We start from the raw sequence: 14,984 nt of genomic DNA, 5'->3' as shown, positions 1-14,984 counted from the left end.
CGCGATCCTGTCGGTTGCTTAACGCGCCGCGCCTCTGTCTCTGTCGAGCAGGAGTTGGAACAGGATCGCGCGGATTTCCCCGTCGATCTGGCCGTCAACTTTATGCGGACGCCAGCGGCGCTGGAATGCCTCGACTGCTTTGCGCCCTTCGGTAATGTCATAGCCATAACGTTCGAGTGCCAAATAGAACGCTCCGTCATTATCGAACGGATCGCCCAGCTCGATCTTTGGAACAGCAGTCGCGAGGCCGTAATCAGCCAACCGGTCCCACGGAAACAGTTCACCTGGATCAGTCTTTCGTGCTGGCGCGACATCGGAATGGCCGATAACATTCGACTTGGCGATGTCATATGTCTGCACAATCCGGTGAAGCAGCGGCACCAGCGCTTCGATCTGCGCATCCTCAAAGGGGCGATATCCCAAGCCATGCCCCGGATGATCTAATTCAATCCCGATGCTGGCCGAATTCACGTCCTTCGTGCCACGCCAGAATGCCGCGCCCGCATGCCAAGCGCGTTTCTCCTCGGGGACGAGCAGAGTGACTTCACCCTCTTCAGAGATCAGATAGTGCGCACTGACTTGCGCTTCGGGATCGCAGAGCCGCTCCAACGCAGTCTCTACTGGCTTCATCTCTGTATAATGCAGCACGACCATCGAAATCGGCAATTTTCGCTCATTGCAATTGGGCGATAACCGCGTGTGATGAACGAGCTCGTCCGCCATATTTACCCGATGATACCTTCTGGCTGAGGCAGTACGGCACCCAGAACCAGCGCATCGTCGCCCAGCTGATATTGCAAGCCGCCGCCGGCTTTCTTGGCAAGCTGCGCAATCATGTAGGCCGGTGCTGTGCGGCTGCTCAGCTCGGCAGCAGGTAAATCTCCTTGCAGCGCATGTCCGATCGACTCGTCAAATGCGATCTTGTCTCCAGCAGCACGAACAACAATCTCGGTATTCCCACCTGTTATCTCTGCGCCAATATCCAACGTACCGCCGCGAATAAGCGCATCGAGCGCTATATGCGCGAGGTTGAGCAGTACCTTCACCGCGTCCTTTGGCAATTTCGCGGCTTCCATCGCCCAATTGGCTTCGACCCGCTTGGCATCACCGATCAGGGCATCAATCACGGCCTTCGGTTCGGCAACCTCGACCATTTCGCCGAAACCACCGGCCGCGCCAAATGCTAGCCGGAAGAATTTGAGTTTGTCGGTGCTAGTCTTGGCGCTTTGTTCCAGCAGATCCATGCATTGCTTACGCATCGCCGGATCATGCTCATCTGCGAGCAATTCCAAGCCATTGCTCATCGCGCCCACCGGGCTGAGCAAATCATGGCACAGCCGCGAACACAGTAACGCGGCAAGATCAGGAGAGGCATTTTCGGTCATTTACGGATACAAATCCTACAGGATGGAACACATGGAACACTGTCTTAGGGCAAAATAACCATAGCGCCACCCGCAGCAACAAAATGACAGTTTTTCGAAAGATTTGGCGCCAGTCATGGTGGCAATTCTAACCGTCTACCATCTCGTAGGAAAGCGGTTCGAAACCATCGGGTTCGTCGCGCCAGAGGCGTATCTCGTCTTGCCCGATTATCGCCCAGATTCTTCCATCGCCAGAGGCGGAGGCTTGATCAGTCTTCGATGGCTTTGCCGGACCCTTGGGATGCGAGTGGTAATAGCCAATGATTTTGAGGCCACCTGTACGCTCAGATTTATGTGCTGCGATGAGTGTGGCCGGATCGATTTCGAAGTGAGTTTCAGGCGTGGGGTGCGTGTTCTTTGCTGGAATAACCAGCCTTAACGCACCCTCCTCACCGAAGATTATGCCGCAGCATTCCTCAGGATGCGTTTTGTTGGCTTCATTTCGGAGCGCCTCGATAAGATCACTTGAGATGTTCAACGTCATCGCCCATCGCTTTAGCATGAGCGAGAGTGAAGTCATTACCGGAACCGTCGCCACATCGGGCCGCATCGACAAAGCGCTGGCCGAAGCCTCCGGTCTGTCGCGAGAACGGGTGAAGGCGCTGATGGCTGAAGGCGCGGTAGCTGTCGATGATACACCAGCCACCAACCCATCCGCCAAAGCCAGGGCCGGCAGCACATTCACCATCACCGTACCGCCCGCTGCCGAAGCCGAAGCACAGCCACAGGATATCCCGCTTGATATCGCGTTCGAGGACGAACATCTGATCGTCGTCAACAAACCGGCGGGCATGGTCGTTCATCCAGCAGCCGGAAATCCCGACGGCACTCTGGTGAACGCACTGTTGCATCATTGTAAGGGAGCGCTTTCCGGAATCGGCGGCGTCGCCCGCCCCGGCATTGTTCACCGGATCGATAAGGATACTTCTGGTTTGCTGGTTGTAGCAAAATCTACTGCTGCGCATGAGGGGCTGGCCGCGCAGTTCGCAGACCATTCGATCAAGCGCCGCTATCAGGCCGTCTGCGGCGGGCATCCCAACCCCTCTAGCGGAACCATCGAAACGCGTATCGGAAGGTCCGATAATAACCGCAAGAAGATGGCGGTTCTGCCCGACACATCGTCACGCGGAAAACACGCTATCACACATTACAAAACTATCGAAAAACTCAACAATTGCAGTCTGGTAGAGTGCCGTCTGGAAACAGGACGGACGCATCAGATACGGGTTCACCTTGGGTCAATCGGTCATGCGCTATTAGGGGATCCAACATATGGACGAACTCCAGCGAAATTGAGAGCGATTCTGAAAGAACTGGGCTTTGCCCGGCAGGCGCTGCACGCAGCGTCCTTGGGCTTCGACCACCCGGTCACAGGCGAATTTGTGGAGTTTCAGGCTGAGATTCCCGTCGATATGCGGGAACTGATCGACGAAACCGCACGTTCTAATCGATGAATAGCACTGCAAATCGTGAAAAGTGCGTCTATATGTAACCAAGCGGCCCGAAATTACGGATGCTCCTTAGAGGTTCGGAAAACAGAGGCTGGCGAAGAAAGGTTAGGGAAATGAGTAACGTAACGACCAAAGTCCCGGCATTAGGCGGCGAGCAAAGTCTCAACCGCTATCTGTCGGAAATCAAGAAATTCCCCGTATTGACCGCCGAGCAGGAATATATGCTCGCCAAGCGCTATGCGGAGCATGAAGATCCCGAAGCAGCTGCGCAATTGGTGACCAGTCACCTGCGTCTCGTCGCGAAAATCGCGATGGGCTATCGCGGCTACGGCCTCCCCGTTTCTGACCTCATTTCAGAGGGCAATGTCGGGTTGATGCAGGGCGTCAAGAAATTCGAGCCAGAACGTGGTTTCCGCCTCGCTACCTATGCGATGTGGTGGATCAAGGCGAGCATGCAGGAGTTTATCCTGCGCAGCTGGTCGCTGGTAAAAATGGGTACTACTGCGGCGCAGAAAAAGCTGTTCTTCAACCTTCGCCGGATGAAGAAAGAGCTTGAGGCCTATGAAGATAGCGACCTGCATCCCGATGACGTAACCGAAATCGCGACCACTCTGGGTGTTCCGGAGCAGGAAGTCGTCAACATGAACCGCCGGATGATGATGGGCGGCGATGGCTCGCTCAACACCAAGATGCGCGGTGACGAGGATGAAGGCGGCCAGTGGCAGGATTGGCTTGTCGATGACGGCCCGCTGCAGGATGAAACCGTGGCTGACGCTGAAGAAGCCGAAGTACGGCATGAAATGCTCGGCGAAGCGATGGAAAGTCTGAATGACCGCGAGAAGCACATTCTAACCGAGCGCCGCCTGACCGAAAACCCGCAAACGCTGGAACAGCTATCGCAGGTTTACGAAGTCAGCCGCGAACGCATCCGCCAGATCGAGGTACGGGCGTTTGAGAAACTGCAGAAGGCGATGAAGACCATCGCTGGCGAACGGTTTATGCCCAATCCTACCTGACTAGGTAGGCAGATGCTCTTCCAGAGCATCAAACACTGAAACATCGAAACGCCGGGGATTCGTCTCCGGCGTTTTGTTTTTCAGTTGCGACAAAACTGTCTGGTGATCCGGGAAAGCAAACTCGACCCGATCGGGCAGTGTTTTTGACAATGCTGTAAACCAATCCATCAGATGTGGCTGCAGTGCCAGGTGCTGCTCGAAATTGCCGCGCCGGCGCGTCGCATCGCCCTCTTTCTGAGCGCGCGCCACGGCCGGATCGATATTTTTCACGAAATACCGATCAGCAAACCCGATGCGGCGGTCAGCTAGCGCCTGCCGCACAGCATGCCGAGCAATTGCGAATTTGTCAGGCCAGTCAAAGCCCGCGCGTTCTATGCACCATGGGTAGTGGATCTTCATCGGATCGGTGTCACAAATGGCAAAGCCATGCTGGCGCTCAATCTCCAAGGCTTTCTGGAAGCGCATGATATTGTGTTCTGCCCAGAACCGCGTGTGGTCTTCCGTGGGCGCGCCAGCATCAGGCCTTTCATCTTTAACAGGCAATTCCGGCAACCAGTGCTCGTCACCAAACTGACGCGAATATGTCGTCTTACCTGCTGCGCTGATGCCTTCGACCACGATAATCATGCGCAGCGAATATGATCCTCCATCACAACGGTCAATTGCACTCGGTCGAGGGCATGCTAACGAGGATACATGCTCACGCGGCTTACCAAACTCATCGCGAAGATCATCCTGTGGTTCATCGGCCTCAGCCTCGCCTTTGTGCTATTGTTCAAATTTGTGCCGCCGCCGATCACCGCGACGATGGTGATGAACGGGGACGGGATTACCAAAGACTGGGAGTCGCTCTCCAATATCGACCGCAATCTCGTCAGCGCGGTAATCGCGGGCGAGGATGGGAAATTCTGCAGCCATAATGGCTTCGATCGCGAGGCTATCGAGAAAGCGATCAAGCGCAATGCGCAAGGTGGGCGAATCCGTGGCGGCTCCACCATCAGTCAGCAGACCGCGAAGAACGTTTTCCTGTGGCAAGGCGGCGGTTATGTCCGCAAAGGTTTCGAAGCGTGGTTCACATTCCTTATCGAGAACATCTGGGGCAAGCGGCGGATTATGGAGGTGTATCTCAACGTCGCCGAGACCGGCATCGGAACGTATGGTGCGGAGGCTGGCGCACAACGCTATTTCAACCATTCCGCCGCCCGACTGACCAAGAGCGAGGCCTCCCGCATGGCCGCCGCCCTACCCCTGCCGCAAAAGCGCTCTGTCACCAATCCAACCGGCTTCACGCGCAAATATGGCAACACCATTGCCGCACGGATAGATGTGGTAAGGCGTGACGCGCTCGATGCCTGCGTCTATGACTGACAATAATGGGCGCGGGTCACACACATAACCATCCACGTAATCATGCACATCATGATGGGCACGGGCATGGCCATTCGCATGGTCATGGACATTCACACGCGCCTGCTGACTTTGGCCGCGCTTTTGCGATCGGAATTGTCCTCAACACGGCATTTGTCATTGTCGAGGCGATCTATGGCTTCCTGTCAGGCTCGATGGCGCTGGTGGCCGACGCGGGGCACAATCTATCGGACGTGCTCGCTCTGCTGATGGCTTGGGGTGCAAGCATCGCAGCGAAGCGCGCGCCGACTGAACGATTCACATACGGCTACAAAAGCTCCACGATCCTCGCCGCGCTGGCCAATGCTGCGCTGCTGCTGATCGCCATCGGCGCGATATTCTACGAGACATTGCACCGGATGACCGATCCGCAACCTATCGAGGGGATGACGGTAGTGATCGTCGCCAGCATCGGCATCGCGATCAACGCCTTTACGGCAATGCTTTTTATGAAAGGCAGCAAGGATGATCTGAATATTCGCGGCGCCTATCTGCATATGGCCGCCGATGCGCTGGTGTCTGCGGGCGTTGTGCTGGCAGGCCTCGCAATTATTTGGACCGGCGCTCTTTGGATCGATCCCGCAGTGAGCCTTATTATCGTTGCAGTGATCGCCTGGGGAACTTGGGGCCTATTGAAAGACAGCGTGAAGATGGGCCTTCTCGGCGTGCCAGAAGGCATCTCTGAAGCGAATGTGCGCGAGTATCTATCGGGATTGTCTGGCGTTGATGAAGTCCATGAATTACACATCTGGCCGATGAGCACGACAGAAACTGCCCTGACTGCGCATTTGGTTATGCCTGCCGGCCATCCAGGCGACGCTTTCCTTCACGATATCGCTCGCGAGTTGGACCATCACCACCGGATCAATCACGCAACCATCCAGATCGAGCAATCGCGTGAATGTGCGCAGCACGGCTCTGCATGTTTTGGGGCTGATGCAACGTGAGCTCCGGCGACATCGCTCGTGAAGAACTGAAAGCGGCAATGGCACGCCTTGCCAATGGCGACCGTTCGGCCCTCGAATTCATCTATAATGCAACGTCAGCGAAACTATTTGGCATTTGCCTCCGTATCTTGGGAGAGCGAAATGAAGCCGAGGACGCATTGCAGGATGTCTATGTAAATTTATGGCGTAGCGCTGACCGCTACGATCCGGAGCGGGCCAGCCCGATAAGCTGGTTGGCCACCTTTGCGCGCAACCGGGCGATTGATCGCCTGCGTACGGGGAAGGTTCAGCGCGGCGCGGTGCCGGTTGATGAAGCGATGGAAATCACTGACGATGCTCCGCTGGCCGACGCCATGCTAGAAACCGAGCAGCGTAACGAGAAGATTCATCACTGCCTTGGTGAGTTGGAAGAACGGCAGCAGGATGCGATCCGAACGGCCTTCTTCAACGGCGCAACCTATGCCGAACTGGCCGAAACCCGTGATGTTCCGCTAGGAACAATGAAAAGCTGGGTCCGCAGGGGCCTCGCAAAATTAAAAAGGTGTCTCGAGATATGAGCGCTCCCGAACTGACAGAGAAGGAACGCCTTGCCGCCGAGCATGCATTGCGCCTGCTCGAAGGTGAGGAGTTGCTGCAGGCACGCGGACTGATGGCGAATGATCCAGAATTCGCCGCTGAAGTCGCACAATGGGAAGACAAACTCAGCCATTTGCAAGTGGCTCAACCTCCAATTGCGCCTGGTCCTGAACTGTGGGCGCGGATTGAAAGCGAAATTGCAGGGAACCGATCGGCGGACAACGATAATGTCGTCTCGCTGCAAAAGAGTGTGCGCAATTGGCAGTTTGCCAGCATCTTCTCTGCAGCTGCGGCTATTGCTCTCGCCTTTTTTGCTTTCCCCGCGATGTTCGGTCCGGGTGAGCAACCGGCAACACCAGATGCTCCGTTGATGGCGAATATTCCGATTGCGGACACGCCGCTGAGGCTGGCCGTTACCTACTTACCTGAACGCGAAGAGATTCTGGTTTCGGCGAGCGGTCTGACCGCAGATGGCGTGCACGATCACGAATTGTGGCTAGTGGCAGATGATGGCGCCAAGTCACTGGGCGTGGTTGTCCCTGGCGAAGAACGCCGTGTTGCTATCGATCCGACATTGGCCTCGCTCATCACCGACGGTTCGCAGATGGTTCTAACGCGCGAGCCATTGGGCGGCGCACCGAAGGGCGGAGAGGCTGGACCAGTGGTCGCGCAGGGCCAATTCACACAAATCTAAATTAAATTGCATCCGCTGATTGGCGGGCTGCGTATCTCCATCACAAGCAGGACGGGGCTTGATGAAAAAGGAGATACACATGTCTAAATTGAAATCACTTAAAGCACTTGGCCTTGCCGCAACTGCCGCGATTGCTAGCGGCGCGGTACTAACCGCAGTTCCGGCTACGGCGGGCCATCATAAGACTGCCGCGAAGACACAGCCGAACATCGTGCAAACCGCGATGAGCACAGGCGTCCATGAAACTCTGGTTGCGGCCGTGAAGGCAGCAGGTCTGGTTGAGACGCTATCTGGTCCCGGCCCATTCACTATTTTTGCCCCAACAGACACAGCATTCGCAAAGCTGCCAGACGGCACCATTGCGACACTGGTAAAGCCGGAAAACAAAGGCCAGTTGACTGGCATTCTGACATATCACGCAGTGGCCGGTAATGTGAGCGCAGCCGATCTGGTTGCGCTGATCAACAAGCATGGCGGCAGCGCCACTGTGACCACACTGTCAGGCGGCAAACTGACCGCACGCCTCTCTGGCGACACGGTAGTCATCACCGACGCAGCAGGCCGCGCAACGGCGGTAACGCAAACGGACGTGAAGACATCGAACGGCGTGATCCACGTAACCGACGGCGTGTTCCTGCCCGGTTGATCACAGACCTTTCCTGCGCTGCCGATCTCCCCCCAAACACGCAGCGCATAAAGAACCCCGCTCGGCCACTCCTCCGGCCGGGCGGGGTTTTGTTTTTTGTTGTGGGCCCTCAGTCGCCGGGCGCGAGCCATCCGGCTCGCTTGGCTACCTCGCATAAGCTAGGGCGGCCAGTCGGCCTTGCGGTCGGCTAGTCGCCGACCGGATCAGAGCCAGCTATCTAGCTTGCTCGTGTTCTTGGTCGCGGTAGTCAGAGGGCAACTGCCCGACGCGCGGTTAGCGCGGAAGCCTAAGCGAGCGGATGCGAGCGCCGGCGCTTGAGGCACAAAACAAACTAAGCCGCTTCGTCTTTCTTAGCCTTTTCACCACCCACAACGCGGATGGGTTCTTTCGTTCCCTCGACCACGTCCTTGTCGATCACGATTTCGGTCACGCCGTCCATATCGGGTAGATCGAACATCGTATCCAAAAGGATGCCTTCAACAATTGAGCGAAGTCCACGAGCGCCGGTTTTGCGTTCGATCGCCTTCTGGGCAATCGTTTCCAGAGCGTCCTGCTTGAATGTCAGATCGACATCTTCCAGCTCGAACATCTTGGCATATTGCTTGACCAGCGCGTTTTTCGGTTCGCTGAGGATTTCCACCAGCGCATCAATATCCAGATCGCGCAGAGTGGCAATAACCGGCAGACGGCCAACGAATTCGGGGATCAGGCCGAATTTCAGCAGATCTTCCGGCTCGCATTTTTCAAGCAGTTCGCCGATGCGGCGCTTGTCCGGATCGGCAACATGCGCGCCGAAACCGATGCTGCGCTTTTGCAGACGATCAGCGATGACTTTCTCAAGACCAGCAAACGCACCGCCACAGATGAACAGAATGTTCGTTGTGTCGACTTGCAGGAATTCCTGCTGTGGGTGCTTGCGCCCGCCTTGCGGTGGAACCGAGGCTGTGGTGCCTTCCATCAGCTTCAGCAGAGCCTGCTGAACGCCCTCACCCGAAACATCGCGAGTGATGCTGGGATTTTCCGCCTTGCGGGTAATCTTGTCGATCTCGTCAATATAGACGATGCCGTGCTGCGCTTTGTCGACATTATAGTCGCTGGATTGCAGCAGCTTGAGAATGATGTTCTCGACGTCTTCACCGACATAGCCCGCTTCGGTCAGCGTGGTCGCATCGGCCATTGTGAACGGCACATCGAATGTGCGCGCCAGCGTCTGCGCGAGCAAAGTCTTACCGCAGCCGGTCGGGCCAACAAGCAGGATGTTCGATTTCGCCAGCTCGACTTCGCCCGACTTACCGCCGTGCTTGAGCCGTTTATAGTGATTGTGGACTGCAACCGAGAGAACGCGCTTCGCGCGGTCTTGCCCGATCACATAGTCATTGAGCGTGGTGAAAATGTCCATCGGGGTCGGCACATCGCCGTCACCCTTGCCGCCAGCGATGCCGGCTTTGGTTTCTTCACGAATAATATCGTTACACAGTTCAACGCATTCGTCGCAGATGAACACAGTTGGTCCCGCGATCAGTTTGCGCACTTCATGCTGCGATTTTCCGCAGAAGCTGCAGTAAAGTGTACTCTTGGAATCAGTTCCGCTCAATTTCGTCATATCCCGTCTTCCCGAGTCCGTCCGGCCGAATGGTGGCAAGAGGATTCGACCGACTGTAAAGCCGGATAATTGATAATCAACCAGCCATCACTAGCAAACACCCCTTACGGGCACCTGAAGCGACAGGGTTGCTGAAATGCTACAGTTAACGTCCCGCACTGGGGCGAAACTGCGATAGAAGTGTATGAAAGTGGTGGTCAAACCTTACTCAGGTGCGCCGCCGCTGCCCTTCTCGTCGTCCGATTCTTCGCCTTCAGGGCGCGTTTCGAAGACTTTATCGACCAGACCGAACTTCATGGCTTCGTCGGCTTCGAGGAAGGTATCGCGGTCCATCGCTTTTTCAATCTCGGCCAATTTCTTACCGGTATATTTGACGTATAGATCGTTCATGCTCTTTTTGATCCGCAGGATCTCACGCGCCTGAATTTCGATATCCGATGCCATACCGCGCGCGCCGCCCGATGGCTGGTGGATCATGATACGGCTGTTCGGCAGCGCAACGCGCATACCCGGTTCACCCGCAGCAAGCAGGAAGCTGCCCATCGATGCGGCTTGGCCCATGCACACGGTGGAAACGCGCGGCTTAATGTATTGCATCGTGTCGTGTATCGCCATGCCGGCGGTCACAACACCGCCGGGCGAGTTGATATACATACTGATAGGCTTGGAGGGATTCTCGCTCTCGAGGAACAGCAGCTGCGCGGTAATCAGCGAAGCCATGCCGTCTTCAACCTGACCGGTTACAAATACAATCCGTTCGCGCAGCAGGCGGCTGAAAATGTCAAAGCTACGCTCTCCGCGGCTGGTTTGCTCAACCACCATCGGAACCAGTGCCCCGGTAAGCGGGTCACGCGTGAACTGGCCTTGAGTGCCGTAAGTGTCGCCAAGCTGCTGTGAGACGTCGATCATGATATTCCTAACCTGAATTATTATCGGCCACCTATGTCGCGACTGCGAAAGCGGAGTTCAAGGGCGTTAACCCCTTATCCCATGTCAGAGGTGGAAAACTGTGACCAAATAGCGGGATAGGTGCTCAGGCGCTGCGCACATGCTTCAGGAATTCGGACACATGATCGCGCAGCGTATTGGCTTGCTGCTCCAGATGACCGGCGGAGCCAAGAACCTGCGACGCAGCCGATCCCGTCTCAACCGCCATTTCGCTGACCAAAGTGACATTGGCGTTTACCGCCTCTGTGCTTTGCGCAGCGATATCGATGCTCTGGGCGATATCTTGCCCGGCAACAGATTGCTGATCCACTGCCGAAGCAATCGAGATGGCGGTTGTTTCCAGTTCGGTAATCTCGCCCACAATCTCGCGCAGAGCAGTGACGCTGGAACCAGCCCTGCTTTGCATTGCCCTGATCTGCTCTTCAATCTCGCCGGTTGCCTTGCTGGTTTGCGCAGCGAGTTCTTTCACTTCGGAAGCAACCACAGCGAATCCGCGACCGGCCTCGCCGCTGCGAGCGGCCTCAATTGTTGCGTTGAGCGCAAGCATATTGGTGCGCTGCGCGATGCTAGAGATCATTTCCACGATCGAACCCACTTGCGCGGTCGCTGAATCGAGCAATTCGATTGTATCATTGGCTTTCACCGCAACATCATTGGCATCCCGGGCGCGCCGTGCGGAGCTGGACGCCTGTTTGCTGATTTCATTGATCGACAAGACGAATTCGTCGCTGGCAGCAGCGGCACCGATGACGCCAGCGGATGCTTCCTTCAGGCGCTCGGCAGCAGCAACAGATTCCTGCGACGATTTCTCCGCATTGCCCGACATAGCGCTGGCAGCGGATTGCAATTGATCGGTGGCGGAGGAAACCTCATTGGTCACATTGCCGATTGTCCGCTCGAATTTGTCTGCCAGATCGTGCAACATCTGGCTTTGCGTTGCGCGTGTTTCCTCAAGCGCTTTTTGATGCTCGAGCTCTTTGGTCGCGATTTCAGCAACTTCCTGCTGCGCTGCGACCAGTTTTACAGAGTTCTCCTGCATAATGGCGAGTGAGCGGGCCATGACACCTATTTCATCATCACGGCCCGCTTCTGGAATTATTAGCTCCGTATCCCCCTGTGCGACCCGAAGGCTCACATCGCTAATATTCCCGATTGGATCTATAATCCGGCGGTTCACAAGGCGTTGCCCCACCAGGACAAGCCCAAGCGCCAGCAGCGCGATAAGCAGCATAGCCACCACCAGCGCCTGAATTTCCCAGATACCGTCGTTCGACAGCTCTTCAACACGGCCAGACGCATCATCGCCTAAGTTCGCGACTTTGCCCAAAGTCGTATCGATGAAGTCGTAACGCGGGCCAAGGAAGCTCTCTTGCTCGACCAGATCGAGCGGCGCGTCCTTTACTTCCTGCTGAATACGTTCGACTTGCTTTAGATCATCGTGCAGCTCGTCGATTGCCGGGAGGTAGGCCGGATCGACCGACTGCGCAGCCGCACTTAATTCCGCATTTAGACTTGTCGCAGTTTCCGCATTGGTGATCGACAGATCGATCAGCTCGACCTCATAATCGCGAGCGCGATAGGCGCCCATATTGTCTTTCGAGAGCGTGATGTTCTTGCTGATGTCAGAGATCAGGAATGCAAATTCGGTCAGATCGGCGGAACGGCTGGCCCGCTGTTCGGTGCGCATAAAGCCAAGTGCGGCGGCAAGCCCCAACAGGATGACCAATACTGCCGACGCGCGAAAAATAAGCTTCGACTGGCGGGCGATGGAGCCCTGCTCCAGCCATTTGGCAATCTTCTCGTAACGTACCCAGTTCGATACCGGCTCAAGCATTACGCCCCCTGATCAACCAGCATCTTTGCGCCAGCTTGTTGTCATCGTTGTCAATCTGTGCCGCTCAACGCAACTCAATGAACGGGCGAGTTACGCAGCCGATAGCTAAGATCACGTTAACTTTGTTCGGGCAGATTGAAATCTAACGAGAAACACTGGAACTAATCCATTCGCCGCGCGTCAAACTCGCTCTAACGCGATCAGCGCGTTGGCAATGCAGTTGGTCGCTTTCGATGCTCATCTAGTCGAAGCACGCTGTTGTTTGATTTGCAGCAGTTGCAAAAGGCGCAAGGGAGGACTGGAAATCATGGACGCAAATACCCCCTTATTGCGCCTGGCTTCATCCCTGCTGGCAAGTACCGCCCTTTGGGTCGGAGCTCCGCTCGCCGCGCAGGAAAGTGATGTTGAGCAAGCCATGGATGGCACCGACACCGCAGCCGCGCCGGCGGAACAAGCTGTAAGTACGACCGCAGACGGTGGAACTTCGTATACACCCGAATATTTCGCCCAATTTGCCCCGCGCAATGCGCTCGATATGCTTCGCGAAGTGCCCGGATTCAACATTCAAGGCGGCGACGGTAACCGCGGCCTCGGTCAAGCTGACGAGAATGTTCTGATTAACGGCGAGCGCCTGTCGAGCAAGTCTGACAGCGCGCGCGATCAGCTGGCACGCATCCCCGCGGACAAAGTGGTCCGGATTGAGATCGTTGATGGCACCACACTCGATATTCCCGGCCTGACCGGCCAAGTCGCGAACATATTTACGTCGGGCGGCGGCCTATCGGGTCAGTTCGAATGGCGCGGCGGCTTCCGCCCGCTGACTGACCGGCAAGAGTATTTTGGCGGTGAAGCTTCGGTCTCGGGAGCCATCGGCAAGCTTGGCTATACGCTCGCTATCGAAATGACCAACAACCGCTTTGGCGGTGTCGGTACGGGCTTTATCAGCGACGCCAATGGAACGCTGATCGAAACGCAGGAGTTTTATTCCCCCGGCGCTTTCGACCAGCCATCGGCCTCGGCCAATCTGAAGTATGACTTCAGCGATGATGTCACCGCCAATCTCAACCTGTCCTATGAGAAAGAATTCTTCGACCGGAACCAGACCGAGTTCCAGTTCGGCCCCGGACTGATCGATCGCAACGAACGAAGCGACCGCAAGAACCGCGAAACGCAATATGAAATCAGCGCAGATATTGAATTTCCGCTGGGTCCCGGCACACTCAAGCTTATCGGCCTAGAAAGTTTCGAGAGCGGCGTGTTTACCCAAACACTTGTGACCGAATTTGCTGATGGGTCGGATGACCAGGGTGACAGATTTATCTCCGACGCTGATGAAGGCGAGCGGATCGGCCGCGCTGAATACAACTGGAATATGTTCGATGCCGATTGGCAGATTTCAGGCGAGGCTGCGTTCAACCGCCTCGACCGCGTCGCCAGCTTGTTCGAACTGACCGCTGGAACCTTCACCGAGATCGCTTTTCCTGAAGGAACCGGAGGCGTCACAGAGGATCGCTATGAAAGCATCCTCAGTGTCAGCAAACAGATCACCGACAAGCTCGGCTTCCAAGCATCTGGCGGGATGGAATTTTCAAACATCAAGCAAACCGGTGCAGCTGCCAATGCGCGCAAGTTCAAACGCCCCAAGGGCTCCGCATCACTGGCTTGGAGACCGGAGAATGGCTTCGACATTTCGCTGGAACTGCGCCGGGCGGTAGGGCAGCTTTCCTTCGGTGATGTTCTGGCACGGGTCTTTCTTGATCAAGGTAACCAGAACGGTGCCAATAACGAGCTGGTGCCCGAACAAAGCTGGGATCTGGATCTGGAGATCAACAAAACGCTTGGCGAATGGGGTTCGACCACCGTTTCAGTCGTCCACCGCCGGATTGAAGATTTCATCGACGTTATCCCGCTTACAGGAGGCGGCGAAGCGCGCGGCAATATAGACAAGGCTACGCGGACCGATTTTGACTGGAACACCACACTGAAATTCGATCCGCTGGGCATCCCCGGCGCACAAGTCGATTTGGAGCTCCAAATCGTCAAAACGAATGTGCGCGATCCGCTGGACGGTATCGAACGGGTATTTTCCGGCCAGCGCAACCAGCGTTATCGGGCGGAATTCCGCCACGACATTCCGCGCAGCGATATCGCCTATGGCACCAACATCTTTTATTCGCGCAACAACCAGTATTTCCGGCGAGGCGAAGTCGGGCGCGAATATGAAGGCCCGACTTTCGCCAACATCTTTATCGAGCATAAGGACGTGTTTGGCCTGACAGTGAATGCGCAAGCGGGCAATCTGTTGGGCGGAAAAGGGTTTTTCGACCGCACCGTTTATGACGGTAGCCGCGATGTCGATCCGGTCCTGTTCGTCGAGAACCGCACAGCACGAATCGGCCCGATCTTCCGGTTCAGCGTAAGCGGGAATTTTTAAGCGA

At 56.1% G+C, this 14,984-nt stretch carries 15 protein-coding genes; 8 read left to right on the top strand and 7 right to left on the bottom strand.

The window, feature by feature from the left end; translation table 11 throughout:
* Positions 1–18 precede the first annotated feature (18 nt).
* The 3 genes from J9777_RS00940 to J9777_RS00930 all read right to left on the bottom strand — a co-directional run bounded on the left by J9777_RS00940 (position 19) and on the right by J9777_RS00930 (position 1,908).
* Positions 19–723, bottom strand: coding sequence for an N-acetylmuramoyl-L-alanine amidase (locus J9777_RS00940; protein ID WP_209346935.1), 705 nt, complete (start codon positions 721–723; stop codon positions 19–21).
* Positions 724–725: 2 nt separating this feature from the next.
* Positions 726–1,385, bottom strand: a complete 660-nt coding sequence (locus J9777_RS00935) for a histidine phosphotransferase family protein (RefSeq protein WP_209346934.1) — start codon at positions 1,383–1,385, stop codon at positions 726–728.
* Between the two features lie 127 nt (positions 1,386–1,512).
* Positions 1,513–1,908 (bottom strand): M67 family metallopeptidase, encoded by a 396-nt coding sequence (locus tag J9777_RS00930; RefSeq protein WP_209346933.1) that lies wholly within the window; start codon positions 1,906–1,908, stop codon positions 1,513–1,515.
* Positions 1,909–1,924: 16 nt separating this feature from the next.
* Here J9777_RS00930 and J9777_RS00925 point away from each other — a divergent pair, with 16 nt between their 5' ends.
* Both J9777_RS00925 and rpoH read left to right on the top strand, forming a co-directional pair.
* Complete coding sequence (locus J9777_RS00925; RefSeq protein WP_209348543.1) at positions 1,925–2,878, top strand: RluA family pseudouridine synthase; 954 nt, start codon at positions 1,925–1,927, stop codon at positions 2,876–2,878.
* A gap of 110 nt (positions 2,879–2,988) precedes the next feature.
* Positions 2,989–3,891 (top strand): RNA polymerase sigma factor RpoH, encoded by a 903-nt coding sequence (gene rpoH / locus J9777_RS00920; protein WP_209346932.1) that lies wholly within the window; start codon positions 2,989–2,991, stop codon positions 3,889–3,891.
* Here rpoH and J9777_RS00915 read toward each other — a convergent pair whose 3' ends face one another.
* Positions 3,892–4,518 (bottom strand): hypothetical protein, encoded by a 627-nt coding sequence (locus J9777_RS00915; protein ID WP_209346931.1) that lies wholly within the window; start codon positions 4,516–4,518, stop codon positions 3,892–3,894.
* 69 nt (positions 4,519–4,587) lie between these two features.
* Here J9777_RS00915 and mtgA point away from each other — a divergent pair, with 69 nt between their 5' ends.
* The 5 genes from mtgA to J9777_RS00890 all read left to right on the top strand — a co-directional run bounded on the left by mtgA (position 4,588) and on the right by J9777_RS00890 (position 8,161).
* Entirely contained in the window at positions 4,588–5,259 is a 672-nt protein-coding gene (gene mtgA / locus J9777_RS00910; RefSeq protein WP_209346930.1) for a monofunctional biosynthetic peptidoglycan transglycosylase, read from the top strand.
* Positions 5,260–5,264: 5 nt separating this feature from the next.
* The gene (locus tag J9777_RS00905) at positions 5,265–6,245 is read left to right on the top strand and encodes a cation diffusion facilitator family transporter (RefSeq protein WP_209346929.1); all 981 of its coding nucleotides are present in this window, start codon (positions 5,265–5,267) and stop codon (positions 6,243–6,245) included.
* Between the two features lie 38 nt (positions 6,246–6,283).
* On the top strand, positions 6,284–6,802 hold the full coding sequence (locus J9777_RS00900) for a sigma-70 family RNA polymerase sigma factor (protein ID WP_209348542.1): 519 nt from the start codon (positions 6,284–6,286) through the stop codon (positions 6,800–6,802).
* Positions 6,799–7,515: an anti-sigma factor gene (locus tag J9777_RS00895; RefSeq protein ID WP_209346928.1), complete on the top strand. Its 717-nt coding sequence runs from the start codon at positions 6,799–6,801 to the stop codon at positions 7,513–7,515. The genes J9777_RS00900 and J9777_RS00895 overlap by 4 nt, the downstream gene beginning before the upstream one ends.
* A 79-nt stretch (positions 7,516–7,594) precedes the next feature.
* Positions 7,595–8,161 carry a fasciclin domain-containing protein gene (locus J9777_RS00890; protein ID WP_209346927.1) on the top strand — a complete coding sequence of 189 codons (567 nt, stop codon included), beginning with the start codon at positions 7,595–7,597 and terminating at the stop codon, positions 8,159–8,161.
* A 331-nt stretch (positions 8,162–8,492) separates the two neighbouring features.
* Here the strand turns inward: J9777_RS00890 and clpX are convergent, their stop codons facing one another.
* From clpX to J9777_RS00875, 3 genes are all read right to left on the bottom strand, one after another.
* Entirely contained in the window at positions 8,493–9,764 is a 1,272-nt protein-coding gene (gene clpX, locus J9777_RS00885) for an ATP-dependent Clp protease ATP-binding subunit ClpX (protein ID WP_209346926.1), read from the bottom strand.
* Between the two features lie 204 nt (positions 9,765–9,968).
* Entirely contained in the window at positions 9,969–10,673 is a 705-nt protein-coding gene (locus J9777_RS00880; RefSeq protein WP_209346925.1) for an ATP-dependent Clp protease proteolytic subunit, read from the bottom strand.
* 124 nt (positions 10,674–10,797) lie between these two features.
* Positions 10,798–12,546 carry a HAMP domain-containing methyl-accepting chemotaxis protein gene (locus J9777_RS00875; RefSeq protein ID WP_209346924.1) on the bottom strand — a complete coding sequence of 583 codons (1,749 nt, stop codon included), beginning with the start codon at positions 12,544–12,546 and terminating at the stop codon, positions 10,798–10,800.
* A 307-nt stretch (positions 12,547–12,853) separates the two neighbouring features.
* Between J9777_RS00875 and J9777_RS00870 the strand changes: the two genes are divergently transcribed.
* Complete coding sequence (locus J9777_RS00870) at positions 12,854–14,980, top strand: TonB-dependent receptor plug domain-containing protein (protein ID WP_245228461.1); 2,127 nt, start codon at positions 12,854–12,856, stop codon at positions 14,978–14,980.
* The last annotated feature ends 4 nt before the right edge of the window (positions 14,981–14,984 follow it).

This window comes from Pontixanthobacter sp. CEM42 (assembly GCF_017812015.1).
Taxonomy (GTDB): domain Bacteria; phylum Pseudomonadota; class Alphaproteobacteria; order Sphingomonadales; family Sphingomonadaceae; genus Pontixanthobacter.
Note: the sequence above shows the minus strand (reverse complement) of the source record. Positions and strands in the feature narration are given on the sequence as shown.

Coding starts and splice junctions, on each gene's coding strand:
- J9777_RS00915 (WP_209346931.1), bottom strand. CDS start 4,518: ATGATTATCGTGGTCGAAGGCATCAGCGCAGCAGGTAAGACGACATAT.
- J9777_RS00870 (WP_245228461.1), top strand. CDS start 12,854: ATGGACGCAAATACCCCCTTATTGCGCCTGGCTTCATCCCTGCTGGCA.
- J9777_RS00935 (WP_209346934.1), bottom strand. CDS start 1,385: ATGACCGAAAATGCCTCTCCTGATCTTGCCGCGTTACTGTGTTCGCGG.
- mtgA (WP_209346930.1), top strand. CDS start 4,588: ATGCTCACGCGGCTTACCAAACTCATCGCGAAGATCATCCTGTGGTTC.
- J9777_RS00895 (WP_209346928.1), top strand. CDS start 6,799: ATGAGCGCTCCCGAACTGACAGAGAAGGAACGCCTTGCCGCCGAGCAT.
- J9777_RS00940 (WP_209346935.1), bottom strand. CDS start 723: ATGGCGGACGAGCTCGTTCATCACACGCGGTTATCGCCCAATTGCAAT.
- J9777_RS00890 (WP_209346927.1), top strand. CDS start 7,595: ATGTCTAAATTGAAATCACTTAAAGCACTTGGCCTTGCCGCAACTGCC.
- J9777_RS00900 (WP_209348542.1), top strand. CDS start 6,284: ATGGCACGCCTTGCCAATGGCGACCGTTCGGCCCTCGAATTCATCTAT.
- J9777_RS00905 (WP_209346929.1), top strand. CDS start 5,265: ATGGGCGCGGGTCACACACATAACCATCCACGTAATCATGCACATCAT.
- J9777_RS00875 (WP_209346924.1), bottom strand. CDS start 12,546: ATGCTTGAGCCGGTATCGAACTGGGTACGTTACGAGAAGATTGCCAAA.
- J9777_RS00925 (WP_209348543.1), top strand. CDS start 1,925: ATGAGCGAGAGTGAAGTCATTACCGGAACCGTCGCCACATCGGGCCGC.
- J9777_RS00880 (WP_209346925.1), bottom strand. CDS start 10,673: ATGATCGACGTCTCACAGCAGCTTGGCGACACTTACGGCACTCAAGGC.
- clpX (WP_209346926.1), bottom strand. CDS start 9,764: ATGACGAAATTGAGCGGAACTGATTCCAAGAGTACACTTTACTGCAGC.
- J9777_RS00930 (WP_209346933.1), bottom strand. CDS start 1,908: ATGACGTTGAACATCTCAAGTGATCTTATCGAGGCGCTCCGAAATGAA.
- rpoH (WP_209346932.1), top strand. CDS start 2,989: ATGAGTAACGTAACGACCAAAGTCCCGGCATTAGGCGGCGAGCAAAGT.